The sequence below is a fragment of the Novosphingobium resinovorum genome, assembly GCF_001742225.1.
Lineage (GTDB): Bacteria > Pseudomonadota > Alphaproteobacteria > Sphingomonadales > Sphingomonadaceae > Novosphingobium > Novosphingobium resinovorum_A.
Genome location: NZ_CP017077.1, coordinates 776,803 through 803,692, shown reverse-complemented (window position 1 = coordinate 803,692; position 26,890 = coordinate 776,803). Strand labels below are relative to the sequence as shown.

29 protein-coding genes, 2 pseudogenes and 1 other annotated feature are annotated in these 26,890 nt (G+C 59.7%); of the genes and pseudogenes, 16 read left to right on the top strand and 15 right to left on the bottom strand.

Annotated features, from left to right (window positions below; all coding sequences use genetic code 11):
* The first annotated feature begins 51 nt into the window (after nucleotides 1-51).
* A protein-coding gene (locus BES08_RS28775; protein ID WP_156800040.1) for an IS3 family transposase occupies nucleotides 52-1,280 on the top strand; the annotation gives its coding sequence in 2 pieces (ribosomal slippage) (nucleotides 52-340 and nucleotides 340-1,280; 1,230 coding nt in all).
* Nucleotides 333-447 (top strand) — a sequence feature (AL1L pseudoknot). Its footprint overlaps the gene before it by 115 nt.
* Before the next feature lie 322 nt (nucleotides 1,281-1,602).
* On the opposite strand, the gene BES08_RS33420 is transcribed toward BES08_RS28775, so the two are convergent.
* The 6 genes from BES08_RS33420 to BES08_RS28755 all read right to left on the bottom strand — a co-directional run bounded on the left by BES08_RS33420 (nucleotide 1,603) and on the right by BES08_RS28755 (nucleotide 6,587).
* Nucleotides 1,603-2,466: a hypothetical protein gene (locus BES08_RS33420; protein ID WP_197524518.1), complete on the bottom strand. Its 864-nt coding sequence runs from the start codon at nucleotides 2,464-2,466 to the stop codon at nucleotides 1,603-1,605.
* Nucleotides 2,466-3,173 (bottom strand): hypothetical protein, encoded by a 708-nt coding sequence (locus BES08_RS33415; protein ID WP_156800038.1) that lies wholly within the window; start codon nucleotides 3,171-3,173, stop codon nucleotides 2,466-2,468. Before BES08_RS33415 ends, BES08_RS33420 begins: the two co-directional genes overlap by 1 nt.
* A 42-nt stretch (nucleotides 3,174-3,215) precedes the next feature.
* The gene (locus tag BES08_RS28770; RefSeq protein ID WP_069710090.1) at nucleotides 3,216-4,145 is read right to left on the bottom strand and encodes a nucleotidyltransferase and HEPN domain-containing protein; all 930 of its coding nucleotides are present in this window, start codon (nucleotides 4,143-4,145) and stop codon (nucleotides 3,216-3,218) included.
* A 63-nt stretch (nucleotides 4,146-4,208) separates the two neighbouring features.
* The gene (locus BES08_RS28765) at nucleotides 4,209-4,466 is read right to left on the bottom strand and encodes a hypothetical protein (RefSeq protein ID WP_069710089.1); all 258 of its coding nucleotides are present in this window, start codon (nucleotides 4,464-4,466) and stop codon (nucleotides 4,209-4,211) included.
* A complete protein-coding gene (locus BES08_RS28760) occupies nucleotides 4,463-5,653 on the bottom strand; it encodes a site-specific integrase (RefSeq protein WP_197524517.1) in 1,191 nt (396 codons plus the stop codon). The genes BES08_RS28765 and BES08_RS28760 overlap by 4 nt, the downstream gene beginning before the upstream one ends.
* Nucleotides 5,646-6,587, bottom strand: a complete 942-nt coding sequence (locus BES08_RS28755; RefSeq protein WP_197524516.1) for a site-specific integrase — start codon at nucleotides 6,585-6,587, stop codon at nucleotides 5,646-5,648. The genes BES08_RS28760 and BES08_RS28755 overlap by 8 nt, the downstream gene beginning before the upstream one ends.
* 877 nt (nucleotides 6,588-7,464) lie before the next feature.
* Between BES08_RS28755 and BES08_RS28750 the strand changes: the two genes are divergently transcribed.
* The 6 genes from BES08_RS28750 to BES08_RS28725 all read left to right on the top strand — a co-directional run bounded on the left by BES08_RS28750 (nucleotide 7,465) and on the right by BES08_RS28725 (nucleotide 14,656).
* Complete coding sequence (locus BES08_RS28750) at nucleotides 7,465-7,764, top strand: ribbon-helix-helix protein, CopG family (RefSeq protein ID WP_008827967.1); 300 nt, start codon at nucleotides 7,465-7,467, stop codon at nucleotides 7,762-7,764.
* Nucleotides 7,761-9,770, top strand: a complete 2,010-nt coding sequence (locus BES08_RS28745; RefSeq protein ID WP_008827966.1) for a type IV secretion system DNA-binding domain-containing protein — start codon at nucleotides 7,761-7,763, stop codon at nucleotides 9,768-9,770. The genes BES08_RS28750 and BES08_RS28745 overlap by 4 nt, the downstream gene beginning before the upstream one ends.
* Nucleotides 9,767-12,724 (top strand): MobF family relaxase, encoded by a 2,958-nt coding sequence (mobF, locus tag BES08_RS28740; RefSeq protein WP_069710086.1) that lies wholly within the window; start codon nucleotides 9,767-9,769, stop codon nucleotides 12,722-12,724. Before BES08_RS28745 ends, mobF begins: the two co-directional genes overlap by 4 nt.
* Nucleotides 12,678-13,325: a lytic transglycosylase domain-containing protein gene (locus tag BES08_RS28735; RefSeq protein ID WP_231958413.1), complete on the top strand. Its 648-nt coding sequence runs from the start codon at nucleotides 12,678-12,680 to the stop codon at nucleotides 13,323-13,325. The genes mobF and BES08_RS28735 overlap by 47 nt, the downstream gene beginning before the upstream one ends.
* Nucleotides 13,326-13,429: 104 nt before the next feature.
* Nucleotides 13,430-13,978 (top strand): hypothetical protein, encoded by a 549-nt coding sequence (locus BES08_RS28730; protein ID WP_037517263.1) that lies wholly within the window; start codon nucleotides 13,430-13,432, stop codon nucleotides 13,976-13,978.
* A 120-nt stretch (nucleotides 13,979-14,098) separates the two neighbouring features.
* Nucleotides 14,099-14,656: a nucleotidyltransferase family protein gene (locus tag BES08_RS28725; RefSeq protein ID WP_037517261.1), complete on the top strand. Its 558-nt coding sequence runs from the start codon at nucleotides 14,099-14,101 to the stop codon at nucleotides 14,654-14,656.
* A 163-nt stretch (nucleotides 14,657-14,819) separates the two neighbouring features.
* Here the strand turns inward: BES08_RS28725 and BES08_RS28720 are convergent, their stop codons facing one another.
* A complete protein-coding gene (locus BES08_RS28720; protein ID WP_069710084.1) occupies nucleotides 14,820-15,728 on the bottom strand; it encodes a LysR family transcriptional regulator in 909 nt (302 codons plus the stop codon).
* Nucleotides 15,729-15,855: 127 nt separating this feature from the next.
* Between BES08_RS28720 and BES08_RS28715 the strand changes: the two genes are divergently transcribed.
* A complete protein-coding gene (locus tag BES08_RS28715) occupies nucleotides 15,856-16,602 on the top strand; it encodes an SDR family oxidoreductase (protein WP_069710083.1) in 747 nt (248 codons plus the stop codon).
* 57 nt (nucleotides 16,603-16,659) lie between these two features.
* The gene (locus BES08_RS28710) at nucleotides 16,660-17,103 is read left to right on the top strand and encodes a carboxymuconolactone decarboxylase family protein (RefSeq protein ID WP_008833397.1); all 444 of its coding nucleotides are present in this window, start codon (nucleotides 16,660-16,662) and stop codon (nucleotides 17,101-17,103) included.
* Between the two features lie 251 nt (nucleotides 17,104-17,354).
* Here BES08_RS28710 and BES08_RS28705 read toward each other — a convergent pair whose 3' ends face one another.
* The 4 genes from BES08_RS28705 to BES08_RS34650 all read right to left on the bottom strand — a co-directional run bounded on the left by BES08_RS28705 (nucleotide 17,355) and on the right by BES08_RS34650 (nucleotide 20,712).
* A complete protein-coding gene (locus BES08_RS28705; protein WP_069710082.1) occupies nucleotides 17,355-18,743 on the bottom strand; it encodes an aminotransferase-like domain-containing protein in 1,389 nt (462 codons plus the stop codon).
* Nucleotides 18,744-18,780: 37 nt separating this feature from the next.
* Complete coding sequence (locus BES08_RS28700; protein ID WP_069710081.1) at nucleotides 18,781-19,119, bottom strand: hypothetical protein; 339 nt, start codon at nucleotides 19,117-19,119, stop codon at nucleotides 18,781-18,783.
* A gap of 1 nt (nucleotide 19,120) precedes the next feature.
* Nucleotides 19,121-19,549 carry a DUF983 domain-containing protein gene (locus tag BES08_RS28695; RefSeq protein WP_069710080.1) on the bottom strand — a complete coding sequence of 143 codons (429 nt, stop codon included), beginning with the start codon at nucleotides 19,547-19,549 and terminating at the stop codon, nucleotides 19,121-19,123.
* Nucleotides 19,550-20,268: 719 nt separating this feature from the next.
* Nucleotides 20,269-20,712 carry a hypothetical protein gene (locus BES08_RS34650; RefSeq protein WP_156800037.1) on the bottom strand — a complete coding sequence of 148 codons (444 nt, stop codon included), beginning with the start codon at nucleotides 20,710-20,712 and terminating at the stop codon, nucleotides 20,269-20,271.
* A 212-nt stretch (nucleotides 20,713-20,924) separates the two neighbouring features.
* Here BES08_RS34650 and BES08_RS28690 point away from each other — a divergent pair, with 212 nt between their 5' ends.
* Nucleotides 20,925-21,506: a hypothetical protein gene (locus tag BES08_RS28690; RefSeq protein WP_069710079.1), complete on the top strand. Its 582-nt coding sequence runs from the start codon at nucleotides 20,925-20,927 to the stop codon at nucleotides 21,504-21,506.
* On the top strand, nucleotides 21,503-22,099 hold the full coding sequence (locus BES08_RS28685; protein WP_248006470.1) for an RES family NAD+ phosphorylase: 597 nt from the start codon (nucleotides 21,503-21,505) through the stop codon (nucleotides 22,097-22,099). Before BES08_RS28690 ends, BES08_RS28685 begins: the two co-directional genes overlap by 4 nt.
* A gap of 156 nt (nucleotides 22,100-22,255) precedes the next feature.
* Here the strand turns inward: BES08_RS28685 and BES08_RS28680 are convergent, their stop codons facing one another.
* Entirely contained in the window at nucleotides 22,256-22,552 is a 297-nt protein-coding gene (locus BES08_RS28680; protein WP_008833391.1) for a type II toxin-antitoxin system RelE/ParE family toxin, read from the bottom strand.
* A complete protein-coding gene (locus BES08_RS28675) occupies nucleotides 22,549-22,806 on the bottom strand; it encodes a type II toxin-antitoxin system ParD family antitoxin (protein ID WP_008833390.1) in 258 nt (85 codons plus the stop codon). The genes BES08_RS28680 and BES08_RS28675 overlap by 4 nt, the downstream gene beginning before the upstream one ends.
* 160 nt (nucleotides 22,807-22,966) lie before the next feature.
* On the opposite strand from BES08_RS28675, the gene BES08_RS28670 reads away from it, so the two are divergent.
* Both BES08_RS28670 and BES08_RS34375 read left to right on the top strand, forming a co-directional pair.
* Nucleotides 22,967-23,722 carry a hypothetical protein gene (locus BES08_RS28670; RefSeq protein ID WP_008833389.1) on the top strand — a complete coding sequence of 252 codons (756 nt, stop codon included), beginning with the start codon at nucleotides 22,967-22,969 and terminating at the stop codon, nucleotides 23,720-23,722.
* A gap of 131 nt (nucleotides 23,723-23,853) precedes the next feature.
* Nucleotides 23,854-24,165, top strand: a complete 312-nt coding sequence (locus tag BES08_RS34375) for a hypothetical protein (protein WP_231958412.1) — start codon at nucleotides 23,854-23,856, stop codon at nucleotides 24,163-24,165.
* Nucleotides 24,166-24,279: 114 nt separating this feature from the next.
* Here BES08_RS34375 and BES08_RS33810 read toward each other — a convergent pair whose 3' ends face one another.
* The gene (locus BES08_RS33810; protein WP_037518503.1) at nucleotides 24,280-24,510 is read right to left on the bottom strand and encodes a hypothetical protein; all 231 of its coding nucleotides are present in this window, start codon (nucleotides 24,508-24,510) and stop codon (nucleotides 24,280-24,282) included.
* 118 nt (nucleotides 24,511-24,628) lie between these two features.
* On the opposite strand from BES08_RS33810, the pseudogene BES08_RS32365 reads away from it, so the two are divergent.
* The 3 genes and pseudogenes from BES08_RS32365 to BES08_RS28645 all read left to right on the top strand — a co-directional run.
* A pseudogene (locus BES08_RS32365) lies at nucleotides 24,629-25,251 on the top strand (YbhB/YbcL family Raf kinase inhibitor-like protein).
* Between the two features lie 6 nt (nucleotides 25,252-25,257).
* The gene (locus BES08_RS28650; RefSeq protein WP_008829143.1) at nucleotides 25,258-25,752 is read left to right on the top strand and encodes a nucleoside deaminase; all 495 of its coding nucleotides are present in this window, start codon (nucleotides 25,258-25,260) and stop codon (nucleotides 25,750-25,752) included.
* Between the two features lie 65 nt (nucleotides 25,753-25,817).
* Nucleotides 25,818-26,027: pseudogene (locus BES08_RS28645) on the top strand (DUF159 family protein); the annotation flags it as partial.
* Nucleotides 26,028-26,147: 120 nt separating this feature from the next.
* On the opposite strand, the gene istB reads toward BES08_RS28645, so the two are convergent.
* Nucleotides 26,148-26,888 carry an IS21-like element helper ATPase IstB gene (gene istB / locus BES08_RS28640; protein WP_069710077.1) on the bottom strand — a complete coding sequence of 247 codons (741 nt, stop codon included), beginning with the start codon at nucleotides 26,886-26,888 and terminating at the stop codon, nucleotides 26,148-26,150.
* Nucleotides 26,889-26,890 lie beyond the last annotated feature (2 nt).

The window sequence follows — 26,890 nt, the reverse complement described above, 5'->3', positions numbered from 1 at the left end:
AAGCGTCCCGGGTTTTCCAGAGGCTCCTATTTGTGAGAAGGAGCTTTCGTGATGAGCAAGACCCGGAACAAGTTTTCGCCTGAGGTGCGTGATCGCGCGGTGCGCATGGTTGGCGAGCATCGCGCCGATTACGGCTCGGAGTGGGAGGCCATGACCTCGATCGCCGCGAAGATCGGCTGTACGGCCGAGACGCTGCGCCGCTGGTGCCGTGAGGAGGCGAGCCGACGAACGGCACCAGCGGCGCAGGCCGCCGACGACAAGGCCCGCCTCAAGCTGTTGGAGCGCGAGGTCAAAGAGTTACGCCGGGCCAATGAGATCCTGCGCAAGGCGTCAGCATATTTTGCCATGGCGGAGTTCGACCGCCGCGAGAGATGATGATGGCGTTCATCGACGCCCATCGCGAGGATCTGGGTATCGAGCCGATCTGCCGTGAACTGGCGATCGCCCCGTCCTCCTATCATGAACATGCCTTGCGCCTTGCCGATCCCGGCAGGCGTCCGGCACGTGCACGCAGCGACGAGGAGATGCGTGGGCAGATCAAGCGCGTCCACGAAGCCAGCTATGGCGTCTATGGCTCCCGCAAGGTCTGGCACCAATTGCGGCGCGAGGGCGTGGCCGTTGCCAAATGCACGGTGGAACGGCTGATGCGTGTCATGGGCCTGTCAGGCGTTCGTCGCGGAAAGAGGACGATCACAACCGTCAGCAATCCCAAGGCGCCGTGTCCGCTTGATAAGGTCAACCGCGAGTTTCGCGTTTCCCGGCCCAACGCCTTGTGGGTGGTCGATTTTACCTACGTCCACACGTGGGCTGGCTTCGTCTACGTGGCCTTCGTGATCGACGCTTATGCTCGGCGCATCGTGGGCTGGAAGGTCAGCACCAGCGCCACCGCCGGCTTCGTGCTGGACGCTTTGGAACAGGCGATCCATGCGCGCAGGCCCGGGCCCGACGATGGCCTGGTCCATCACAGCGACAGGGGCGTTCAATATCTTGCCATGGCCTACACCCAGCGTCTTGCCGAGGCTAACCTTGTCCCCTCTGTCGGCAGCGTCGGGGATTCCTATGACAACGCCTTGGCCGAGACGATCAACGGGCTCTACAAGGCCGAGGTGATCTGGCGCCAGCGCTCCTGGCCGAGCACATCGGCCGTTGAAATGGCCACCATGCGTTGGGTGGATTGGTACAACAATCAACGTCTCTTCGGACCCATCGGCTACATCCCACCCGCCGAGGCCGAAGCCAATTACTATGCAGCCCTTGAGAACCTCGATATGGCTGCGTGACTCAATTGAAACTGCCTCCGGAAAACCCGGGGCGCTTCACATGTGTACTGCGCTCAATTTTGAGATGTTAAGCCTTGACATTGGAGGTGAAAGCCTCCATGTGAAGACTTCCTAATCCGGTAGGAAGCTCATAACCGTTGATGCTGAGTTGCAAGGTTAGAGGGGACTACAAAAGTGCCGTGTCAGCTATGATCTAAAAGGCTGAATTACCGCACTCGGCGAGCGTGCTACATATGTAGACGACTCCGTGGAGAAAACTCAGAACGAAATTTCGGCTTCGGCCAATAGTAAAGCGGGCTACAAATACTGTAGTCCGCTTTATTTATTTTTGCGGTGGGGCTGGAAGCAGATGATCGTTTGGAAACACGTTGATGTATTTTCGTTTTTCCGACTTTAGTGCGCGTGCTACCGTCCCGCCGTCATACAGCGTGCACTGAAGTGTGTCTGATTTTGAGGAAGATACCTCATAATGAAACCCTTTGAAGATCGATGCCCCAAAGCGAAAGCGGCCCGCGAGGAAATGGCGCGGGGTCGCTCCAGTGGGATGAGGTTGCCCATGACAGACTCCATCTGCTGCAGGCTCGAATGTTAGGTTGCGGTCGTCGCTATATTTCTTTGCGCCGTCGAATTTACATTGCCTAAATAAGTTGCAGAGCCGGCCGATCTCTTTCTTAAGTTCATCTACTTGCAGCCCTCGGTACCAAAATCGACCAAGATGTTTTGTGATTTTAGAATCAAAGTTGAACAAAGGCAGCGGCAGGGGAGAGGATTTTCTGCTCGCATACAGTGATTGGGATACTTCGTGGAGCAACGGTAGAATGCCGTTGATGCGATTCTCAATATAGGTGCGCGTTGGTGTTTCTTTGTGTACGTATTCGATTGGAATGAATTCTATCCAAGCGGAACGTCCAAACGCCTCCCATAGATGGGCGAGGTCATCAGGGCTGGGCGGGCCATAGCCCCAGATCGATAGACGTGCAGTCTCGGCAGGAGCCTGTTCGTCTTTCATCGCGCGATAGAGGGCTTCGACCGCCTTCTCTACAGACTGCTCATTTACACCTACAGATTTCTTGCCCATCGCAGGAGCAATCACTTTTGATTTTGCGATACGCTTTCCCAAACTCAAAAGGTTGGTTGATAACGATGCTCCCGCCCCGATAAACACAATGAAATGCGTGGAGGCCATCACGATATCAACTTTAGGACAATATCAAGAGGAATAGAAATTCGTGCCTGATCGTGATGAGATAATTTAGAAAATACCTGCTTCAACATATCGGTGCTGCTCGAAACTATTCGGTTATCACGAGGGGAACGCTTTCGAGCAAATGTCGAATGATCAAGCGAATGACGCGCAAGCCACGCGCTAATTTTCTCCTGGGTTGCCGCAACCTTTTCAGCCATTGGTTGCTGGAAATTTGTCGGTGCAATATCGGCTGCCGTTATTTCATAGTTTACGTCATTTGCGTCAGGCTTGCCGTCAACTATCTCAAAAAATCCGCCAGTTTTGATCGAAACAAATCGAGGCGCTTCAATCGGAGTATGGAATGCATCCCAGAAAGCTTGAACGTACGATACACGATTGGGTTCTGAGAGGTGCGGATGTCCCTTAGCGAACAATGCGGAAATATCATCTGGAATGGGCACAGTTGCCGGGATGAGGCCAGTCTTTTCTTGAACATCCGGATGTTGCACCAATGCCACCACAGGCCATTCCCGTAAGAAATCTTTCAGTCCCTTTGGGAAGAGAGCGCTGGTATCTCCAAATTGGCGCTTCAGGATAGAGCCAAGTGTACTTAACAAGAATGCACGCTGATTTTTGTTCCAGTGCTCCTCCACGGCATCTATTATCAATTTTTCGGCCAATTTTAATTCATTTTCGTTTTCTGACATTTTAAATCCATTCAAGGTTATATTTTAAGGTGTCGTGATTTATCATAAAGCTGAGGCAGCTTGCCGTTCGAGAAAGGCAATTCTTTCGTTGCAAAGCGAAGCGACGGTGCGGCCTAAATCGCTTACTCTGCTAATCAGCCAGTCGAGATCGCTATTTTCAATTTGATAATGCTTCGAGTATCGCGCTTTAATGTAAGCATCTTTTAATTTTTCGAAGCGAGCGCGGTCTAATTTGGTCTCTCGCGGCCAAACTCCAATCAGGTTCGGAGCAAGTTGTTCAGCGATCGACCGTAAGACTCCCAACCTATGCGTATGCGGCGAATAGAATGTTAAAGAGAGCAGTAGACCGTGGTAGTAGCGTTCCGCAGCTTGATGAATGTTGAAAGCCGCCTCATTTGAACGACCTTGGCTCTGCACGTACTTCGCCGTATCCAGACGCCCATCAGCTGTCGAAATCCAATCTTCCGCATATTCGCGGGTAAGAGCTAAGGCCTCGGACGATGACTTTGAGCGCGGCTCAGCTAGCCTGCTTGTGTCGGACTGGTATATGGCGATACCATCACGGGCAATGTCCGTGAAAAAATAGCGGCCCTCTGATAGAGCTGCATTCACCTCTCCTAAAGTGTGAACAATGAAATTGACGGGCGTTCGCAAAGTGCCAGCCACCGTCCGCTCTCGAATGAGGCGCTCGTCAGCGCTGCTCCAGTAGCTCCCCCGATCTACGAGCCTGTCATGATTAACGATAATGAGCAGATCAAAATCAGATAGGTAGCCCTTAGCTGTGTGAGGCTCATCAACCCAGCCGCCGCGCGCATGGCTTCCGAACAATATGATCTTGAGTATCCGCGCCTGTTTTTTCCAAGCCTGCTGGGCTAGGGCGACGGCGTCGCCAAATTCCTCGAATATGAGCTTTACCACAAGCTCCAGTTCGCGGCGCTTTGCCGGGGGTAGATGATCGAGATCGGTTCTCACGCTGTTCCCATAGCAAGCCAAACCGGGCGATGCACCCTTTCACGCGCATCGCCCAGAGCAGGCTTACCCTTTCTTTCGTTGGAGTTCTTCTCGTGCCCTGCTGATCTGCCTGATGGCGATCAGTAGGTGCCGCCGGAATTTGCGCCGCGAGATGTGCAGGCGCCTGCATATTCTTTCCGGGGGCCACCCGCGCGCGACCCGCAACCGAACGATCACAATGGAAAGCCGGGTCATGCGCGGGGCGGCGATGAGCCAGATGCGGCGGCCCATTTCCTTATCCGCCTTTGTCAGAGGCTTGGGCGAGTAGATGAGATCGTTCATGCCGCCTCTCCCTTTTCGGATGGAGATGGTTCGCGCCGTTGCCGAGATCGCGTTGCCTGTGCCATGATGAGCCAGCCGATGTGCTCGGCGCTTTTCAACATGGTGTCATCAGCCAGATGGGCATATCGGGCTGTCGTCTGCACCCGCCTATGGCCGAGTAGCCGCGAGACGGTGAATAGCGTCTCTCCCGACATGATCGCGTGGCTGGCGAAGCTGTGCCGCAGGTCATGGATGCGCAGGGCGGTCGGCAATTGTGCGTCCCGGCGAACCCCCTTCCAGACCGTGCGGATACGTTCGTACCCATCAAGGCCGGGAAAAGGGAACACAAGGGCGGTATTGCTTGCCGATAGCCGCGCCTTACGATTGGCGGAAAAGAACCGGCGAGCAGTTGTCCCAAGCGGAACGTCCCGCGCGCCGGTCTTGCTATCCCGGAGCCGCAACCGATCTGGCAGGACTTCGCCCCACGTAAGACTTAGCATCTCACCAGCGCGGCACCCGGTCAGTGCGAGGGCCGCCAGCGCTTGCGTTGCCAGGCATCCCGATTTGGAGCGGAGAGTGAGGGCCGTTCCCAGTCGTGCCATCTGCGGTTTGGAAAGGAATGTTCCTCGTGTCTTACGCCGGTTGTACCGCACGCCGGACACTGGGTTGACCCAATTGGAGGGCATTCGATTCCATTGCTGCGCGGAGGCCAGCATCTGTCCGAGTATGCCTAGCGCTCGATTTGCCCCGCCAGGGCTGGTGGCGCTGTAGCGTTCGAACCAGCGGATAACATCGGCCCGCGTTATCCGGGCAATGGGCAAAAGGCCGAAAGCCGGAATCAACTGGTTGCGGACATAGCTGCGATAAGAGCGAAGGCCCGACGGCTTCAATCCGACCGCGTGGCGCGCTTCGTGTTCGGCGCAGAACTCTCCAAAGCGCAGGCTTGCCGGGACCGGCGCAAAACTCCCAGAGAGAACCGCCGCCGCAGCCACACGGGCCGCCTTGAGGTTCGTTTCCGGATACTGGCCGATAGACACGCGGGTCTGACCGCCAGATGAGCGATGCCGAACAATCCATGTTTTGGTTCCGCTCGGGCGGACCCGCAGACTGAGGCATCGTTGCCGTGCATCTCGGATGACGTATTCCCGCTGCTCGGGTGCGGCGCTGGAGCACATGGCCTCCGTCAGGGGGGCTTCGAAGTTAGGCATAGCACACCTCCGAAGCTTCGCTGGAGACGAGGGCATTGGCCCATTCCGGGGAAGGCGTGGAGCGGTGCCGCCCCTCGTCAGGCTCGATTTCCGCGGCGCGCATCGCCTGATCGATCAGCTTCGATACGCGGCCCGCCGATTTCGAAAGCGATGCGGTTGCAAGGTGTGCGTAGATCAAGGTGCTGTCGATATCGTGGTGCCCGAGCAGCGCACCGACGAACTTCAAATCGATACCATTCGACACCCCCACTGCCGCGAAGTGATGCCGCAAATCGTGGAGCCGCAACGCGGGCGCGCCTGCCTCATTTCGCAGGTGCGACCACGTGCGATCCAGTGACCTTCGCGAGCTATTTCCAGAGCGAGACGGGAAGACCCATTTCCCGCTTCCGAGAGTACGCCGCCGTTCAATGATTTCCCGCGCAGGGGTGTTGAACCAGATGGCGCGCGGCCCCGCTTTCGCATCCTCCAGCACGGCGCACGGTCCCGTAACAGCATCCCATTCCATGCCGAGGATTTCCATCTTGCGAGCGCCGGTCAGCATCAGCAGGCGGACGGCATCGCAAGCATCCCGGTCATGCACCTCATAGCGGTCGAGCGCAGCCCAGAGCTTTGCGATGAGGTTTGGCGACAGGTGACTGCCGCGCGTTGATTGGGCTTTCTTGCGCAGGCCCTTGCAGGGGTTCGAACCGGGAGGGCGAAGGCCGTGGTCCTCGGCATAGACCATCATGCCGGACAAAGTGGACAGTGCTACGCGGGTTGTGGCGAGGCGCTGCTCCAATTCCGTCAGCCACACGACGACATCGGATCGGTTCACTCCGCACACCGGCCTGTCTGCAAACGAAGGCGCAATGTGCAGGCGGGAAGCAATCTCCATGCTCCTTCCGGTCGAGGCCTTCCAGCGCCGGTTTTCTCCAAAGGCGAGATAGCCCGCCATCACTTCGCTGACGGTCGCGTTCGCGGAGTAGAGGGCAAGGACGGCGCTGCCGGTGGGCAGCGCGGGCGTGGCGGTGGAGTGGAGGGTGCGAGCAATCGCCACAGGCACCTTGAGAGCGTCGCCCAGAGAGCGGCGAAGGGTCTTGCCTTCATGGGTGCCCAAAGTGACCCAGGATCGCGCTCCTGAGGTTCGCAGGCGTAATGCGAGGCCAGGAGCCTGTGTATCGTGGACCAGATATTCCCCGGCATCGGGGAGAGGCAGGGTGGAAATATCTACGGATGCCAAATCGATTCGTTGTGTGCGTCGCATGGCGGCGCTCCTTGAAACCCGGCTCACGAAAGCCGGTTGACGTGCGCCCCGGAAAAACTTCCCCGGGGAACACTGGGATTTGGCGGCAGCATCAGATTGAGCGGTGCTGCCCTGACCCTTGATCCCGATAGGAGCCTCGCGCCGCCGCAGCGGAAAAAGGCTTATCGGTTCAACCCTTTGGGCCGCCAGACGGCGGATTTAGGGGCGCAAGAGCAAGCTCTTGCGATGGGTGCGACTCACACCCTTGCGGGTGAAAGAAGGCATGCACCGTACGCACGGGTGCTTCGGCCAATTTTCAAAGCAATTATAGTATCTTATATGCGCCAGACTTGGCTGACATGCTCAGCTATCCGCGGCTGACGCGTCCGCCTGGATTTTATGCGCTTCCCTCAAGGGCCTCAGATCGCAGCGGATAACCTGTCCGACATGTCCGACCACGGTAATGTTCCAGAATCTCGGCCTCAGTCTGCCTACAATCGTCTCGGCATTGAGTGCGCGAACGGGATGGGGTAATCTGTCTGCGCTTCAAAGACAGTTCCGGTCGAGCCTCTGCAAAGGGATGCTCGACATGACCCGCATAAGCGTACGGCTCGATCCGGAGCTTCACGACCGGCTGCATCAGCGCGCCGCTGGTGCGCAATTGCCCTTCAGCGAATTCATCCGGTCTGCACTTTCTGTCGCGGCCGATCAGGATGGCAGGTACGTCTATTCCTCGCAGGACGAGATTCTGGCGACCTGCATCCAGACCTTTGCAATCCTTGCCACATCGCTTGGCGACAGAGCGCCCGACACACTCGCCAAGGGCATGGCGCATGCCAGGACGTTACTCTCGCAGCGCGGACTTCTCGATCCCGAGGGGCGCTCATGAGCATCTTTCGGAACGACACCCTCGGGTCCTGGACGAGGGGTGGGCAGGCGATCGTGCACAACGTCCGCATGACAACGCAGGTCTTCTTCCAGACCTTGCTGGCGGGGATAGTGCTGTGGTTGATCGGCACCGTCTGGTGGGCGCTTGAACATACGAGTGACTACCAACGGTTCGTCCTCGCCAAGCTCATCGAGGCGACCTTCAAGACCGACGCGGCGCCCGGGACGAATGATCCGGTCCAGTTCAGGACGCCCGGGGGCAAGGCGTACTGGACATCGGCTGATTGGCTGATGGCCTCACCCCTCGCCAAACAGTCCCTGCACGCGTTCGAACGGGCCCTGATTGAGGGAGCACTGTTTGCCGGGATATTCGCTGCGGCAGCGCTCGGTGTCGCTTGGTTCACCTTCACGAAAACGGGACGAGGTCTGGGGTCGAACGAATATCTGCGTGGGGCCCGCTTCGGCACGATCCGGCAGATCCGCGCACTGCTTCGCAAGCAGCCTCGGGGAAGCTTCTCCATCGGCGGTGTTCCCGTTCCCGGTGCCTTCGAGCCCGAACACATACTTCTGTGCGGGGCACCTGGCACCGGAAAGACGAACCTCATCGTCAAGATGCTGGATGGCATCAGGACTGCCGGTAACCGGGCGATCGTCTACGATACGGCCGGCACTTTCGTGGAGAAGTTCTACCGCCCCGGGCATGATGTAATCCTCAATCCGCTCGACAAGCGAACGAGCCGCTGGTCGCCCTGGGGCGACGTTCCGCGCGAGTACCATTACGACCAGATCGCCGAATCCACGATCCCCGACAAGGGCGGCGATCCCTTCTGGGCAAAGGCTGCGCGCGGTACACTCGTTGCGGTCCTGCGCAAGCTCGCCCGCGAACGCGAGATGCTGGTCTCGATCCTCCTGGACTGCCTTCTTCGCTCCCGGCTGAAGGATCTGGCCGCGTTCGCTGCGGGGACAGACGCGGCCGCTTTCATCAGTGTCGAAGGGGAGCGCACGTCGGCGGGCATTCAAGCTGAACTCGCTTCTGTCATGCGCTCATTCTCCTATCTCGACGACACCCGCAAGGGGCTCTCGATCCGTGAATGGGTGGAGAACGAGGAGGGCGACAGTTGGCTTTTCATCACCGTCAAGGCGGACCAGCTCCCTTCCTTGCGGCCCCTCATCACGGTGTGGCTCGACATCGCGATATCCGCCATCATGAGCCTCGCACCGGACCGCGAGAGACGCCTTTACTGTGTTATCGACGAGCTCCCCAGTCTACAAAAACTACCTTCCCTGTCCGACTTTCTGGCGCGTGCCCGGAAGTACGGCGGCTGCGGAATTCTGGGTTTTCAATCCTACCCGCAGCTGGAGGCAACGTACGGCATCCAGGATGCGGCGGCGATCACGGGATACTGCTCCACCTGGGTTGCCCTGCGGGCGAACGACACCCCGACCGCGAAGCATGTCTCGGAAAACCTGGGGCAGGTCGAGCAGGTCGAAGCCAATGAAGGGATGTCCTATGGCGTGAACGACATGCGCGACGGCGTGAACCTGTCCCGAATGCAGGTGACGCGTCCACTCGTGATGCATACCGAGGTGACCAATCTTCCGAACCTGTCCGGCTTTCTGCGCTTTGGGCGCAATCTGCCGGTCGTCCGGTTCGCTGACACTTTCAACACCGTGCCCTCGATCGCGGAGGGGTTTGTCGAGCGGGATACGCCGCCTGAGCGAGATACCGGCGGAATTACCAGCGCAGCCAAGGAAGGTCCACGCGGTCGCTCCAACGCCACTGCGGAGCGTGAACCAGATGTGCAACCAAACCTGTTCATTTCAACCCCGGAGGAGATACCTGCGACCGATATCGCCTCGAAGACCGAAACGAAACCTACGTCAAAGACTGAAGCGCAAGCCGGCGCGCTCCCTCAGATGCTTGCCCCCATTCGGGGCGGCATCAAGGTCGATCTTAACGTATTTGACCGGGAAAATGGGCCCGTGCATCAGGCCCGTCCGGCATGATCCACCCGCGCCGCCTCAAGGGGGCCGCGAGCAACATCGCTCGCTACTACACCGTCGGCGATTACTACACCAAGGGCGCCGACGAGCCCTCGGAATGGGGCGGGGCTCTCGCTGCCGAACTCGGCCTTCACGGCAAGGTCGATGCCGAAGTGTTCAAGGAATTGCTGGCCGGCCGGGTCAATGGACAGCAGCTCGGACGTCACCGTGCCGATGGTGAAATCCAGCACCACCCCGGGTGGGACTTCGCGGTCAATGCGCCGAAGTCCGTGTCGATCATGGCGCTCGTCATGGGAGATGAGCGGATCCTCGCCGCACATGAGCACGCCGTGGGCGTAGCGCTATCCTACCTGGAGGAGCACGCCGGCCTTCGCCGGCGAGAGAATGGCGAGATCAACCACCATACGACAGGCAGGTTGCTCTTTGGGCGCTTCACCGAACATGCAAGCCGAGAGCTTGATCCGCACCTTCATACGCATGTCGTCGTCATGAACATGACCAACGCCCGGGCCGGTGAGGAAATGTCCAGTCTGGAGACCCGTGCGATGTACGCGGAACAGATGGTCGCAGGACAGGTATACCGCAACGAACTGGCGCATGAACTGCGGCGGAGCGGGTTCGCTATCGAATTTGATCCCCGCCGGGGGCTGTTCGAGATTACCGGTGTCCCGGGCGAACTGATTAGCGATATGTCGCAGCGCGCCGAACAGATCGACGCTCATGCAGCCGAGCATGGCCTGACGGGGCAGGCCGCGCGCCGCCGGTCCTTCTACCAGACGCGGCGCGCCAAGGCGAAAACCAGCCTGGAGGGGCTGAGGGAACGGTGGGATGCGCGTGCATCCAAGCATCAGCCTGCGCTGAAGGCTGTGCTCGACCGCTCTCTGGAGGTGGAGGCATCACAGGAAAAATCACTTAGCCTTCCGGGGGACGCCCGACGCGCAATGCTGTTCGGGATCCGGCAGGCTGAAACGCAGGAAACGGTTAACAACCTGGGCCGGATGCTTCGCTTTGGTCTCGCCTCACATGTCGGTGAAGTTCGGCTTTCCGATATCAGGCCCCTGATCGCCGAGCACGAAGCCAGGGCGAAAATCCTAGCAACGAAAGAGCCGACCGGGGACCGCCTCCACACGCGTGGACGCACTACCAGGAAGACAGCGAGAATGGAAATGGCGCTGGTCTGGCACATGGCACTTGCCACCGATGATGCGAGACCACTGGCGACAAGCGATCGTCTTCTTCGGGTGCTTGAGGTGGCCGGTCTGCGCCCGGCGCAGGAGCAGGCGCTGGTCGATATCGCACGTTCGAGAGATCGTGTGGCAGGGATCCACGGCGTAGCGGGGGCTGGTAAATCCACACTCATTCGAGCGCTTGCGCAGGCGGCGGCGCCGGAGCATCAACTCATTGCCCTGGCACCCACCTCTTCGGCTGCGGCGAACCTGGGGGCCACCGCAAGCATACCTTCCCGGACGGTGGCCAGTCTTCTCGCAACCGGGGGGAGGGGCCTTTCCCGTGACCACGTGCTGGTTCTCGATGAGGCAGGCCAGCTGGGCAGTCGCCAGGCTCTGCGAATTCTGGAAATCAGCCGCGAAACTGGCGCTCGCCTGATCCTGGTCGGTGACAACAAGCAAACAGGCGCCATCGAACAGGGCAAGCCATTCTGGCTGATGCAGCGCCTCGGTCTCCCTACCGCGCAGTTGCCTGAATCGCTGAGACAGGAAACGCGGTCAATGAAGGCCGCGGTGACGTTTGCTCGAAATGGAGATTATGCATCCTCGCTTGCGCATCTGGACAAGGTGGAGAGTGGCGGAGAGACCGGGCAACTCGCACGTAGCCTTGTGGACCAGTGGACGCGGCTTAGTCCACAGAACCGCGAAACCACGAACATTCTTGTCCTTGAGAATGCCACGCGCCTTCGCGTCAATGCACGTATTCGCGAAGCTTTGAGACGCGAAGGCATTCTAGCGGCGGAAGACACGCGTCTCGATATCCTGGCGCCAGCTGGCCTGTCAGACCAGCAGAAGTATTTTGCGAGGTTCTATTCCGGTGGGCAGGTCGTGATCTTTGCGCGCGACAATGCTTCGCGCGGGATCGCTCGCGACACCGAATACCGGGTCGTCGGGCTTGGACGGGATCCGAACAGGCGGCAGATCATCAGGTTGGTAGATGAGAATGGCCGCATGATCAGGTGGGATCCTCGTCTCGGCCAAGTCCGCCACGTTAATGTCTTCAATCGCGAAGAGCGTACACTCGCCGCAGGCGACCGTATCCAGTGGCGGCTCGTCAATCGGGAGCTGGAGCTGAAGAACGCCGAGCGCGGCACGGTTATTGCCCTTGATGGGAGCCGGGCCACCATCCGCTGGGATCGGGACGAACGTGTTGCCGATGTCGATCTTGACCGGCACAAGACCTGGGATCACGGCTATGCCGAGACCGTGTTCTCCGCGCAGTCCAAGACGTATGCCCGTGCCTATGTGCTGGCGCCGGTGAATTCTGCTCTGGTGACGGGGCAGAACTTTTACACCGCAATCACCCGGGCACGTTTCGGGGTTAAGCTCTGGACCGAGGACGCGAAGCGCCTCGCCGAGAAGCTCGAGCGCTTCACAGGTGAGAAGTCGTCATCGTTGGAGGGTCTTGGGCGTCTCGATCGAAGTGCAATGAGCACAATTCGTGATCGTCACGCGGCCTCTTTGGCGCGATCCCGCAACGACCAAGAGGCTGCCCGGGAATTTCAACGCGATCGAGAGCTTGAGCGCAAAATCGACCGGAGGCCGGGAGCGCCGCGAGGCGCAGGGCGAATTGCCGGCAGTGCGAAGGCAGTTGCGGACATGCTCGACGGTCTTCTCGTGCGCATCATCGCCAAACAGACTGCAGAGCGCTCTCCAAGTCGCACCGAGACGACAACTCACCCCCATGGAAATGGAAATCATGCCAGGAGGCAACAGCGACATGACCGATGATCCCAATGGCATGCCAGTTCACCATTGCCGCCGCGCGACCTCTCGCTTCTTGGGCGCATTGATCAGCGTGACGCTTGCACTCCATCCGTGTTCGGCAGCCGCTGTCCCTGTCGCGGCGGGCGAGATCGAGATCGCCCGGTGCATCGGTTCGGTCGCGAATGGCCGTGTCTGGCTCGAGCGGACGCTTTGGGGGCTCCGTGATCAGGAGGCAGGGTGGATCGGCGCCGAAGTCAGGAACAGCAACGGGACGCACGATCTGGGGCCGCTTCAGGTGAACAGCTGGTGGGTGCAACGGATTTCCGAGCTTATAGGCCGCAGGCCAGAAGTCATCCGTTCCTGGCTGGCAAACGATGCGTGCTTCAACGTCAGGGCCGCCAACTGGATCTTTCTAAGCGGCCTGGCGGTGAGCAAAGATTATTGGCGGGCGGTTGGAATCTACCACTCTCCGACGCGATGGCGCCAGGCCCGTTATGCTCACGGAGTCGCGGTACATATGAGGCGGCGGTTTGGTGAGCAGGTTTTTGCGACCTCGACTGCGAACCTCGTCGCGGCGGAGCCCACGGTTGGCCAAGTGCGCATCCAATTCCCAAAGGTTCCCTAATGGCACTTTACCCGGACGCGCTGGTAAAGTGCCATCTGCGGTAAATGGTCGGCGCGAAAAGAAAAGGGATTCACACAGAGTCCCGGGTGTGCTTGATTCATGGTATGTTCCAGCTTGATCTATTCGCCAGCGGGAAGACCGCCGACGCCAAACCCAATCCGCAGGGGCGCACCGGCGTGCCAGGCATTCTGGAGCGTCTGACTGAGGCGTGCGAGCGACCGCGATATGCTTACATGGTGCTGAACCTTATCGCCCAGGCAAGCAGCGGAACTGGTTCTGCAGGCCCCTACGTCGTGAGCAGCGACCGGCGGATGACCGTACGCGAATGGCTGTGCGATGCCATCGCTCCGATCGGGCGCCGGGATCCGAATGGTGTACGAATTTCTGAACGTGTCAGGAAAGACCTTGCCGGCAAGGGAGAATTGCCGGACGACCACGCCCAGGCAGAGCAGTTAATCGAGGAGATCGTTCGTGAGCGTCTTCGAGCCTCGGGCCTGACGAACGTCAGTCGCGCGGTATCCGAGCTCGTCCGCGCAGGTCTCTTACACCGACACTATCAGGGATATCGGGTTGATCATCAGAACCGCGGGGCGCAGCGGTTGGCGGTCTATACGCTGACGGATGAGACACGGCAGGCGCTCAAGCTCACCTGACCGCGATTATTGCAATGATGCTGATGGGCCTCCGAACGCCAGCGTCTGCCAAGCCGGTGCGCCACGCCATCAAGCGTTTTTCCGCCTGTTCAACTTAGCAGGACACTTTACGGTTATCCGATGGACCGGGTTTTATGCGTATCTTCCATTCTTCGCGCTGATCCCCATCGTTGGCACCTTCTGGGTGTGGTCGCGGCACTGGAATTGCCGGACTGCTGGATCGGCGCAGGCTTCGTGAGGAATGCGGTGTGGGACCATCTCCACCAAAGATCCGCTATGCCGATCTGCGGTGATGTCGATGTAATCTGGTACGATCCACGTCGTGCCGATGCGATCCATGACAGAGAGTTTGAAGCGCTGCTGAGAGTTTCGGAGCCGTCCATCATCTGGTCGGTCAAGAACCAAGCCCGGATGCACGTTCGCAATGGCGATGCGCCTTATAGTTCCGCGACCGATGCCATGCGGTTTTGGCCCGAAACAGCCACCGCGATCGCCGCACGCCGCACACACGCAGGTGACTGCGAGATTGCGGCCCCGTTCGGTCTACACGACATGTTCGACCTCGTTCTGCGTCCAACGCCCCGCTTCGAGGAAGATAAGCGCTCAATCTATGAGGAACGGATCCAATCGAAATCATGGCGTGATGCCTGGCCGCTCCTCACCAGGATTGAAATCTGACGCAGCAATGCGGCGCCTCCCGTCACGGCACGTTTCAGGTTCCCGCCTCGGCGAGGGTGTGCCTAGGTTCTTAGGGCGCTCAACCGGATACTTCTGCTGGCGCCTGACCGTCCATGGGAGCCATCGCGATCGCGTGCGATGTGTCCTTGAACAACGCGACGCTTCAGTCTCGCTCCCACGGTGGGACGCCTTTGAATGCTTCGCTCAGGAAATTCACCATCAGCCGTACTTTGGCGGAAAGATGGCGGCGGCTGGCGTAGAGCGCCAGGATGTCGATGTCCGGCAGGCGCCAGCCAGGCAGCAACTGCACCAGAGTGCCCGCGCGCAAGTCCTCGCCGATCAGGAAGCCGGGTTGCCAGGTGATCGCCTCGCCGGCGAGGGCGACAAGACGGGCGGTGTCGCCGCTGTTGGTGCGCAGGCGCGTCCCAACGCGCACGCGCGTCTCGGCGCCGTCCGCATCGAGCAGCGTCCAGACGTCGGGCTCGGGCGCATAGCCGTAGATCACGCAGGCATGATCGACGAGATCGGCGGGCGTCTGGGGGGCACCGTGCCGCGCAAGATAGGCAGGTGCCGCGCACAGCACGTTGCGTGAGGTTGCCAGTTTGCGCGCTACGTAAGCCTGCGAGCCGGCGCGTGAGATGCGGATGCCCAGGTCGTAGCCCTCTTCGACGATGTCGACGACCCGGTCGCTCAAGGCGATGTCGAGCTCGACTTCGGGGTGCAGCGCCATGAACCGCGGCCACAGCGGCGCGAGGTGACGGATGCCGAATACCAGCGGCGCGTTTATGCGCAGCCGGCCGCGCGCGCCCTCCGCGCTGGCGGTGGCCGCAGCCTCGGCTTCCGCCACGTCGTCGACGATCGCACGGGCGCGCTCGTACAGCGCCTCGCCGGCCTCGGTCAGCGACAGGCGCCGTGAGGTGCGGTTGAGCAGGCGAGTGCCCAGATGGGCTTCCAGTTCGGCGATGTAGCGGGTGACGTTGGCGGGCGAGGTGTCGAGGGCATCGGCCGCGCGGGCGAAACCTCCGCGCCCGACGACGGCACAGAACATTTCAAAAGCGCGCAAGCGGTCCATAGCGTCATCCTTCAGCTTTCCTGAACGAATGATGCATTTTCGGGCCATCGATCAAGGCCCATGGTTGCAATAAATCCCTTGTTGTCGCCGACGATGACCGCCGGCTTCTGATTAAAGGAGCTTTTTCATGACCCGTCTCGCCAACAAGTTCGCGCTCGTCACCGGCGGCACCAGCGGTATCGGCCTTGCCACCGCCCGCCGCTTCCTCGAAGAAGGCGCTGCCGTCGCCATTACCGGCACCAGCGCTGAGAAGCTTGCCGCCGCCAAGGCCGAGCTGGGCGAGGTGCTGACCATCCACGCAGATGCCGGCGACGTTGCCGGACAGGCGGCGGTCGTGGAGGCGATCCGCGCCGCTTTCGGCCGGCTGGACGTGCTGTTCGTCAATGCCGGCGTCGCCGATTTCCGTCCACTGGAAGCGTGGGACGAGGCGGGCTTCGACCGCTCTTTCGCGGTCAACGTCAAGGGCCCGCTTTTCCTCGTCCAGGCGCTGCTGCCGGTGCTCGGCAAGACCGCCTCAATCGTCCTAAACGGCTCGATCAACGCCCGGCTCGGCAAGCCCAACTCGATCGTCTACGCCGCGACCAAGGCGGCACTGATCTCAATGGCCCGCACGCTGTCAGGCGAACTGGTCGGCCGGGGCGTGCGGGTGAATGTCGTCAGCCCTGGTCCGGTGACGACACCAATCTACGGCAAGCTCGGCCTTTCCGACGGCGACTTGTCTGGCATGAAGGACTACCTGATCGGAGCCATCCCGATCGGCCGCTTCGGAGACCCGCTCGAGATCGCCGATGCCGTCGTCCATCTTGCCTCGGATGAGAGCCGCTACACGGTCGGCAGCGAGCTGATCATAGACGGCGGTATGAGCAACCTGTGACTGTAACCTGGTGACGCCCGGTAACGGGCGTCACCCTGAAGGAGACGTTCAATGCGAATGGACTACAACAAGGCAGCTCCGCAGGCCATGAAGGCGCTCGGCGCAGTATACGGATATGTGGCCGGCAGCGGCTTGCCCAAGCGACTGATAGATCTGGTCTACCTTCGGGTCAGCCAGATCAACGGATGCGCCTACTGCATCGACATGCATAGCCGGGATTTGATCCAGGGCGGGCTAGCGATCGAGACCCTGGTGCTGGTGCAGACCTGGCACGAAGCCGGCGCACTGTTCGACGACAGGGAGCGCGCTGCGATGGCATGGGCCGAAACAGTGACGCAAGTGGCGCAGACCCACGTGCCGCAGGCCGACTACGACGCCGCCGCGCACGTGTTCGGTGAAAAGGAACTGGCCGACCTGACGCTCGCGATCGGTCTAATGAACGCTTACAACCGCATGGCCATCAGCTTCCGTGCCAAGCCGGCGGCCGCGGTCAAAGCCTAGCCTAACTAACCGAAGCCTTCCTGCCCGCCTACTAGATTGGATGTGAGCGCATCGGCTTCCTCGAGGCTACACCCTTGCCGGTCAGCTGAAATGTCCTCCTTCGCTGCAGCAGGCGCGGCGCGCAGGTCAGCGCCCCAGTGGAGAAGGGCCTGCCGGGGCGCCGGCATTGCGATGTCGGCGCCCCGAGGACTGCTGCCTGGGACAAGGGCTGGTACCAGCGGGATCGTAAGGCGTCGCAACCAGTTGGTTTGTTAGATTAGGCTAATCTTTCGGGGCGCTTGAGGGCTTATCAGAGCCGAGAGTAGCTGAAGACCGCGCTGCAACCGCTCTCGTGATATACTTCCGCCAATCGACACGCGTAGCGCAGTCGCACCAGGCATTGCGGGATCGACCGCAAATGCTTCGCCCGCAATGGCCGAAAGGCCGTGCTGGCGCAGAGCATCCGCAATATGCCGGGTATCAAGGTCCGCAGGGACTTCTAACCAGAGATGATATCCGTATTCCGGCGCGCGAAACGAACCAGCCGGAAGATATTCGCGAGCGAGCGCCTGACGGATAGATGCCTCGGTGCGAACTTCCTCGATCAGCCTGTGAAAGGCACCGCTGTGCAGCCATTGCGTGACTATCGCAGCGTTCAAGGGAGGTGCCATGATGGCTGTTTCGTGCATATCGGCAGCAAGACGCCACGCGCCAGCGACGTCAGGAGCACGCAACCAGGCTACACGCAGCCCCGGGGTAAGCACTTTCGAGACGCTCGCAATGTACCAGGCATTTGTTGGCGCGAGGGCCGCGATCGGCACCAGCGGCTGGGCAGGCAGCAAGCCGTAAGCGTCGTCTTCGATCAACAGAAGCTGATGCTGCGTAATGACCTGTGCGATCGCCGCTCGGCGGTCGGCCGGCATGCTGACGGCAGTGGGATTATCGTTGGTGGGGACCAGGTACACACCCCGCACGGCTGCTGCGGAACATGCGCTGTCCAGTGCCTCCGGAAGCAGCCCGTTTTCGTCTGACGCCACGGCGACCAACTCGATGCCGTATCTGCGGGAAAGCGCAAGCAGGCCAGGGTAAACGTAAGGGGCAACAGCCAGTCTATCGCCGGCTCTGAGTTCCGCGCTAAAAATCGCATGGAGCGCATTCTGACCGCCAGCAGCTACCAGTACGCTGTCCTCAGAACACGGGATGCCGCGCCCTGCCAGCATATCGGCACCTGCCTTGCGCGCCGATGCGGCACCGCCACTGCGCTGATACTGAAACGGAAGTACGCCGTGTTCGGGTGTCAGCAAGTCAGAAGCACAATCCCGAAAGGCGCTTGCAAGGGACCCGCCAAAGTCTTCAGGGGGAGCATTCATTCCCGTATCGCCGGCGTCCGGAACGCGGATGTCCGACACCGCCGATGCTTTGGAACGCACGAAGCTTCCGCGTCGACCGCTCCCTTCCAGAAGGCCAAGGCGCTGTGCTTCCCCGTAGGCACGGGTAATGGTCGTGAGGTCCAGCCCCAGAGTTTCCGCCAGCATTCGTTGAGGGGGAAGGCGGTCACCCTCGCGCAGCTTCCCTGTGTCGATATCACGAGCGAGCGCCTCGGCGATCGCGAGGTACTTCGGGCCGCTCACCGTGGCTATGTCGGGAATCCAGCTTTGCATGATGACCTTCTAAACGTCTTTGACGCTGCTTGAGCTGTCAGTCTCGGTGATAGAATGCGGGGCGCCCGGCAAGCACATTCCTCGCCATTTCCCCGCCATCGTACAGCGCAAGCGATCCGGCAGAGGCCATATCTTCCCAGAACCCAGGGTCAGCATACTGACGAAGGGCGACTTCGTATCGTTCAAGTCGAACGGTCTCTGCTTTCAGCAGGTCGGCGGCAGTCTTGATCTCTGGAAAATCTTCGGCCTGGCCGTTGCGGATCATGCCGGAAAGATCCGGTCGATTGATGGCATCGTAAAGGCCCGAGATGAGCCGGGCCGCCAGATTGATACTCCCATCCGTTTCAGAGACCGCTGAAGAAGGCGGGTCCCCCATATCACTTCTCCTCGCTTTCTGCCCGGGCATGCAACTGCGCCCAAAGGTTCTCGGTGCCGGCTTCCTGCGCCTTGTTCACGTACTGCGACGCGACCAGCCAGCCTTTGATGTATTGCAAGGGAAGGACGCATCCGAGCGCCATCAAAGGCGCGGACGTGAAAAGATGCACCCAGAAAGGCGGCTCAAAGGCGACCTGCAGCCAGACGACGAAGAATGTCAGCGGGAACGCGACAATACACAGCGAGAAGAAAGCCGGGCCGTCGTCCGGCGCGGCGAAATTGTAGCTGAGCCCGCAATTTGGACACGTCGTTTGCAACTTGAGCCACTTGCGGAACATGGATGCCTTTCCGCATTCGGGGCAGAGCCCCTTCAATCCGCAGTGAAATATCCAGCGTCCTTTGCTGGCAGATGCGTCATTCGAGTCCAACATGGGACAGCACCTCGATAGGTCTAATTGATTCTCACTCCCATATATGACATGCATTTCAACCATGCAATGACCATGCATATAAACATACAATTTAGACGTGTAGGCACGGACAGGACCGATATGAAGCATCGGCGCGCGGAATATCTCGAGAGGATAGGGTAATTATGCCGCCATATTGCATGGGCTGTATCCATACAAATGTTAAATTTGCGGAGCCGCATACGCAGCTGGATCGAACGCTTCAACGCTGTGTCGCAGCGCCCCGTCTCGCCGCCTGAGCCGCAGGAGAATTGCCAAGTCGCTCGCCACTTCCACTAAAATGTCCGAAAGCGACATCATCGCACGTCTCAACGATCGTTGCGGTCACGGCCTCGACCATACCGGGCGCATCGTCATCACCCGGACCTGCCTTGGCACTTTCGCTGACGATCCCATGGCAGAACTGATCGCCAATGGCTGGGACAGCCAAGATGCCCGTTGCTACCATCGCCACGGGCAGGGTACATTATCGGATTCACGGATTCACGGATCCGCGTGTCGGAGGTTCGAGCCGTTCCTCCGTTACCACCCATTACCCTGATAACTCAGCAGGTACTGGATGTTCAGCCGACTCGGCCATTTTGTATTTAACTACATGTATTCCCACCGTTCTATGCCAATTTCCGACTAGCGCGGGCAAGTCCGTGCAACATGAATGCAATATACTGTCGCCTCGCTCATTACTCATCATTATCGAAAAGGGGCGTGTCGAGCCGGTGCCAGAGCCCTTTGTCTTCGTAAATATCGCTCCAGCTCTCGGTGCAGTTGAAGCCGTCCATTTCCGGGCTGTCGCCATCCTCGTCGAACGCGCTGTGAAGCTCGGGCTCGCCGCCGGAAATAAAGCCGCCAGGTTGCAGCTTCTTGTACTCGCACGCGCCGGGGCGACGTGATTGTGATCCTGCTGTGCGGAGGCGACGAGTCCTCGCAGTCGGATGACATCGAGCGGGCACCAGCCATGGCGAGGGAGATTGAGTGATGGCCATTGAAACCAAGCCCTGGGATGCGGCCGAGGATGGTACCGCACACCCGTCGCCGCCATTAGCATTATCATCCGATCCTGCGGACATCAGCGTCGCGCGGCGTGTCATGACCATTATAGTGCGCGAGGATCGTTGATCGAACATGCCGCCAATCCCGAATGACTGGCCCGTGATGCTCGTTTTGCTTCGACGGTTCAGGGCCTTCCCGCCCCCTGGCCGGCGATGAGCGGTGGTCCTCAATCCTCATTAATCCCTTGGACGCTGACGCCGGTGACCATGATATCACCGTGCTCATGGCCATGTGGTTGAAAAAGTTTCGTGTCCGCGGTATATGAAACTGATTGAACAGGAATGCAATGACACGCCTGGCGAATTTTGGATTTGTAGACCCCGATCAGCTCCTCCGGGACCGTATCATGGCGAGCGCGGAGCGCATCATCAAGTTGATGCCGGCTTCCGCCAAGGCGGCGGCCATCCGCAGCATCGATGTACCCAGTCTGGTATTCAACCTCGCGCGCGGTATCCCCGCTGTCGAAACCGATAATCCCGAGGCGGCAGAGAAGCTCACGAAGGCCATTGCCTTCAAGCGGCGCATGATCGATGCCGCGGGCGGCGCGCTGACCGCTGAAAAAGTGCGCGAGCTGCTGGGGCATAAAACTATCCAGGCCGTTTACAAGGCGGTCAAGGAGCGCCGACTGCTGATGGTCGAGGATAACGGGACCAAGCTTTTCCCGGTTTTTCAATTCGACGGCAATACGATCCTCCCTGGGGTCGCGCGCGTACTGAGTGGTGTTCCGCAGACCGGTGGTTGGGCCATCCTTCAATTCCTCGTGGCCGGAGATGAGGGGCTCGATGGCAGGAAGCCTATAGATATGCTACGCGGCAGCGCGGCTGAAATCGATCTCGTGGTGCGCTTCGCCCAAACGCTCGAAGACTGATTTGGGATGGCTGGGACAGGCAGGATGCCTGTGGCGACGATCGCCACGGGCAGGGTACTTCACGCATTCATGGATCGGCAGTCGCGGCCAGATGGTACGGCCGCAAGGACGCGACCTGGCGCTGGGATGACCCTGATCGCAAATTCGGCGTACTCTACCTCGGGAAGACCCTCGTCGGCCCATTTGCCGAAACGCTTTTGCGCGCGCCGGCTGAAAGGGATGTTCTTTGGGAGCAGATTGCGCGCAGGCGTTCCGCCAGTTTTACGACGATGCAGCCTGTGCGTCTCGCCAAGGTTCATGGACCAGGCCTAGCGTGGTTCAGGACAACCTCGGCGGGGGTGTCTGCAGATTTCGATCCTGTAGACAATCCTGCCGCTTATGGCGTGCCGCAGCAAATCGCGGCACAAGTCTTCCATGACACCGATCTGGACGGCATTCAGTATCGATCGCGGTTCGACAGTGACGAGTTTTGCGTAGCGCTCTTCGATCGCGCTGACGGCGCGATATCGTTGAACTCCGAAGGTAACCCGATCCCCAAGGAGTGGGCGGAAAAGCTCCTTTGCAGTCGAGGTTACAACCTGATTGAGTTTTGACTGCGTCCATAAGGCGTCGGCAGGGGCTCCGCTGATATCAGCGTGGGGCTTGTCCGGTGGGGATTGCGAGAGCCTCACCCCTATTTTGGATCCGCAGGGTTTCGCGCAGATATGTAAATTATCTAAAATAAAGAAAGGAGTCCTGCCGGGCCAGGCTCACTCTGAACCGAGCACCGCCGCATAGTCCTGCGCTCCGTTCAAAATGTGAATTACAACCACCGCCTGCTTCTCAGCCCGATAGAAGATGACGTAATTGCCATGTGAACATCGGCGCACACGTTGGGCCTCATAACGAGGCACAAACGGGTATCGCTCTGGGAAATCTGCCAAGCCAAGACATCTTTCACGCAACTCGTGCAGGAACGTGACGGCTCTCGCCGCGTTATCCCGCGCAATAAAATCCGCGATCGTCTCAAGGTCATTTTCGGCCTCAGCCGACAGAGAGACGATCATTCGGGTTGCGCGCTCATGTCCCGATACTTCGCTTCCAGGCGGTCGAAAACCTCTGTCGCTGGAGTGACATTGCCTACCGCAGCATCTCCAAGTCCGCGAATGATCGAGGCATCGAGCGCGGCGAGGCGCGTTTCGCGATCCTGGATCAATCTTACGCCTTCACGAAGCACTTCGCTCTTGGAGTTGTAGCGGCCCGTAGCCACCAAGGTGGATACAAAATTCTCTAGCTGGTGCCCGAGATCCGCACTGATCATGGCTCATCTCCTTTCGGATCAATCTAGCAAATTATCAACTGTTGATAAAGTTTTATCTTGAGAGAGCAGTGCTCGGTGTACGCATCCGATACCTGAGCACACGGCATGATCCTGACGAAAGGATCGCGCAGGCAGCCGAGCAACTTTTGGAACCTTTTGAATGGTAACTGGCGTCGATCGCTTCCGCGCCCATTTTGCGGCTCATGAACATCAGTATGTCCTGATCGGAGGCGCAGCATGCGAATTGATCATGGACGATGCCGGCCTCGATTTTCGCGCGACCAGGGATTTGGATATCGTGCTGATCGTCGAGGCGCTCGACCCGGCATTCTCCGCAGCCTTCATGGCCTTTGTCGAGACATCAGGTTATGAAGTCCAGCAGCGCGCCGAAGGTGCGCGGATCTTGTATCGCTTCGCAAAACCCGCCAAAGATGGGTATCCCGCGATGCTGGAGCTGTTTTCCAATCTCCCGGATGGCTTTGAACTGGCCTCCGGCAGCCACCTCACGCCGATCCCCATTGCCGAGGAAGCTGCCAGCCTGTCCGCGATCCTGCTGGACGACGACTATTATGCCTTCCTCAAAACGATGGCGCGTCCCTTGGACGGGATCCCGGTTCTGGACGAAGCCGGCATGATTCCCTTCAAGGCTCGTGCCTGGATCGACCTCAGCCGCCGTCAGGCGCAAGGAGAGAAGGTCGATAGCCGTGATGTGAAGAAGCACTGCAACGATGTCGCGCGGATGTTACAATTGCTGAGCCCCGAGGCAAGCTATGAGCATCCCGGATGCTATCAGCGCAGATATGCAGGCCTTTGTCGAAGGGTTGGCGCGCAGGATGACTTCGTTCCCAAGCGGTTCGGAGTAGCGATGACCAAGGAAGTCGCAATCGACCGACTGAGACAAGCCTACCGGCTGTGAGACGGCAGGCCGGAACCGTCCAATTTTGCCACTATGCTGGCCTGGCACCAAAGACTTTCAGGGCAGTAGCTGCCTAAATCGGCCATAACAAAAATGCCGCCTGCGGAGGGGGAGGCCAAGGGAGAATGCGGATGTCTGACGACTTCGATGAGTTTACGCGCAGCCGCAGCCAGGGCAGCGTCATCGTGACCGAGGAGAACCTCCAGCGCTGCGCAATCGATCTCGCGGGCTTGGTGTTGCCGCCGGTAAAGGGCGTCCGCCTGGCGATTCGCTGTCTTCCTCCTCATTGCCGCGAGCGTTGGCCGCTTGAACTGTACTGGGACGCGGCGCGCCAGGAGAACGAGATCGGACGAGCCCAGGGTGTGACTGCGGCATTTAATGGGATCGTGCGTCAGCTGCGCCTTGCCGGGCGGTACGAAGATAGGGCGCCGACAGAGTCGTGATAACGATACCGGACCTTGCGATCAGATCGGCGCCTGCGACATCCAGCACGCTTGCTGGAGCAGGAGAAGAATCCGTGCATCGTCAGTAAATTCGGATGCCCCTTGCGACCATCCTTACGCTTGTGCGTTACCGAAGCGATGCCTGAAATTGAAAACTCCCTCCTGGTTGCCGCTAATCGCCTGCACCATCGCGGCTTCACGACGCCGATCATGTACTGCCGAGACCAGGACGTTCTGATCGGCCGGATCGAAGGCATAAGGGACGAGGTTTCCTGGCGCACTGTTGATCTCGTGGCGTTCAAAAGCGCGTTTGTCGCACATGTTGATGCTTACCTGCAAAGGCATGACCGGACGGTCCACGCAGACCGGGCAACGGAGCCTGTTCGTCTGATGTAGGGGCCGCATGCAGCGAACCATCGAAGATGCAGGAAGTCTCATCGCCCGATGAGGAAAGGATGACGAAGTGCTCGAACACGTACCTGCCTGGCTGGGGAGCTTGCTCAAGGATGTCCGTGCCGGACACTCGAAACTGGCAATCGTTCGCGAAGACATGGGCGACAGGCTCTTCCGCTTTCGAGTCCCGCATTCGCGGACGGTCAGCGCCTCCCGATCAGGTTCACCGCCGACGGGGAGGGCGTTTCACCGCCGCTGATCTGGGGGCCTCTCCCGGCAGGAACAGCATCTTTGGCGCTACTTGTCGAGGATCCCGATGCACCGGCCCCCAATCCCCTGGTGCATGGCCTTGTCTGGAATATCCCGCCCGATGTTGGAGGGCTGCCCGAGGGTGCGATCATGCCCGACGGGAATGGCGCAGCGGACGGCAGCGACGTAGGCCGAAACAGTTATCTGGCCGAAGGCTGGCTGCCACCAGATCCTCCCAAGGGCCACGGGGCACATGACTACGTATTCCAGCTTTTCGCGCTCTCCCACGTCCCAGTCCTTGAAGCAAACCCGGGACGTTCCGCGTTTCTCGATGCGATACAGGGCAAAGTCCTGGCCGCTGGCTTGCTGATCGGGACCTACTCCCGCGACGAGCCGGCAAGTTTTGGTACGGCCGGGGCCGGCCTGCGGCCTGCGGGCGCCTAAGCCGCCATGTTCGACGACAACGACCGAGCCTGGATGCGTGCGGCCATTCAATTGGCAAAAACAAAAGGAACAACGCCGCAGGACACCCCGATTGCTGCCATCATTGTGCTGGATGGCCGCGAGCTCTCCCGGGCAGTCAACGAGACCGAAGAGACTTGCGACGCGACGGCCCATGCCGAAATGGTGGCTTTCCGCGGAGCGGGGCCAGTCCATGGCGACATGGACCTTCGCGGCGCGACGCTCTACTCGACCCTTCAGCCGTGCGGAATGTGCACGATGGCCTCGATCTGGGCCAAGGTCGGTCGCATAATCTATGGCGCGGGTCGCGGCGACGTTCACCAGATGTATTTCGAGGATCGTCACCTCGACACGATGGACTTTATCAAGGACGCATTTCGTGACGACCTTGCTCTCGAAGGCGGATGCTTGCGGGCGGAATGCGCCGCGCTCTACTTCGCGCCGGGTGACGAGGTTCCGATGGAAGAACAGGGCAACATTTGAAATGCGAGTATGGCAGGGACCAGTGCCCGCCATATAGAAAGCTATCGTCTTACAGGAGTTGATCCATGTGCAACCGCGCCCGCATGAAAGGCGAGATCGAGACGATCTGGGGATCGGTCGCCGAGCTCTTCAGCGAGCGCCCGCGCGACAACCGCTTCGATCCTCAAGAGCTTCGGCCGAAGGGAAGGGCGTACGTCATCCGCGAACAGGACGGGGTGCGGGCATGGGACATAATGAATTGGGACGTCCTGGGGGGCAAGGCGCCGTATCCGATGCGGATTCCGACCATCGCGCGCAGGCATTCCGATTTGATGCCGCGCAGCGTTCCGATCTGATCGCGCGCAGTTGAAGCGCCTGATCGTTGGTCGTGGATGTCACCTATGTTGGCGCCTTGGTCAAGCCGCGGCGGTGGCGGCATTTCGACGCATGGATTCACCTTCGAGTTCTAGGCGGTGTGCGTTGTGAACGAGGCGGTCCAGGATGGCGTCGGCGTAGGTCGGATCGTTTATGGTCTGATGCCAGCGGGGCACCGGAAGTTGGCTGGTGACCAGCGTGGAGCGCTGACCGTAACGGTCCTCAAGGATTTCGAGCAGATGGTGCCGGGCGTTGCCGTCGAGAGGCTGAAGCCCCCAATCATCCAGGATCAGCAGATCGACCCGGGCAAGGCTTTTCAGGCGAGCAGCGATACGGCCGTCACCCTTGGCCAAGGTGAGTTCGTCGATTAGCCGCGGCAACCGGGTGTAGAGAACGGAACGGTTATCACGGCAGGCCTTGTGACCGATCGCACAGGCCAACCAACTTTTCCCGATGCCGGTCGGGCCGATGATGGCCAAGTTCTCGTGCCTGGATATCCATTCGCCAGCGAGCAACGTCTCGAAGAGCCGGCGGTCAAGACTGCGGCGCGTTCGGTAATCAACGTCCTCGGGCACGGCGCGGTGTCGCAGCTTGGCATGTCGCAAGCGCAGAGCGAGGCGCCTGTCATTTCGGTAGGTGGCCTCGTGGTCGAGCAGCAGTGCCAGCCATTCTGCGTGGCTGAGACTGGCTGCGTCATCGTTGCTTTCCATCTCGGCGAAGGCCTTGGCCATGCCGGCGAGGCCGAGTTGGCCCAGAAGGTCCAGAGTGGGATGCTTCAGCATTC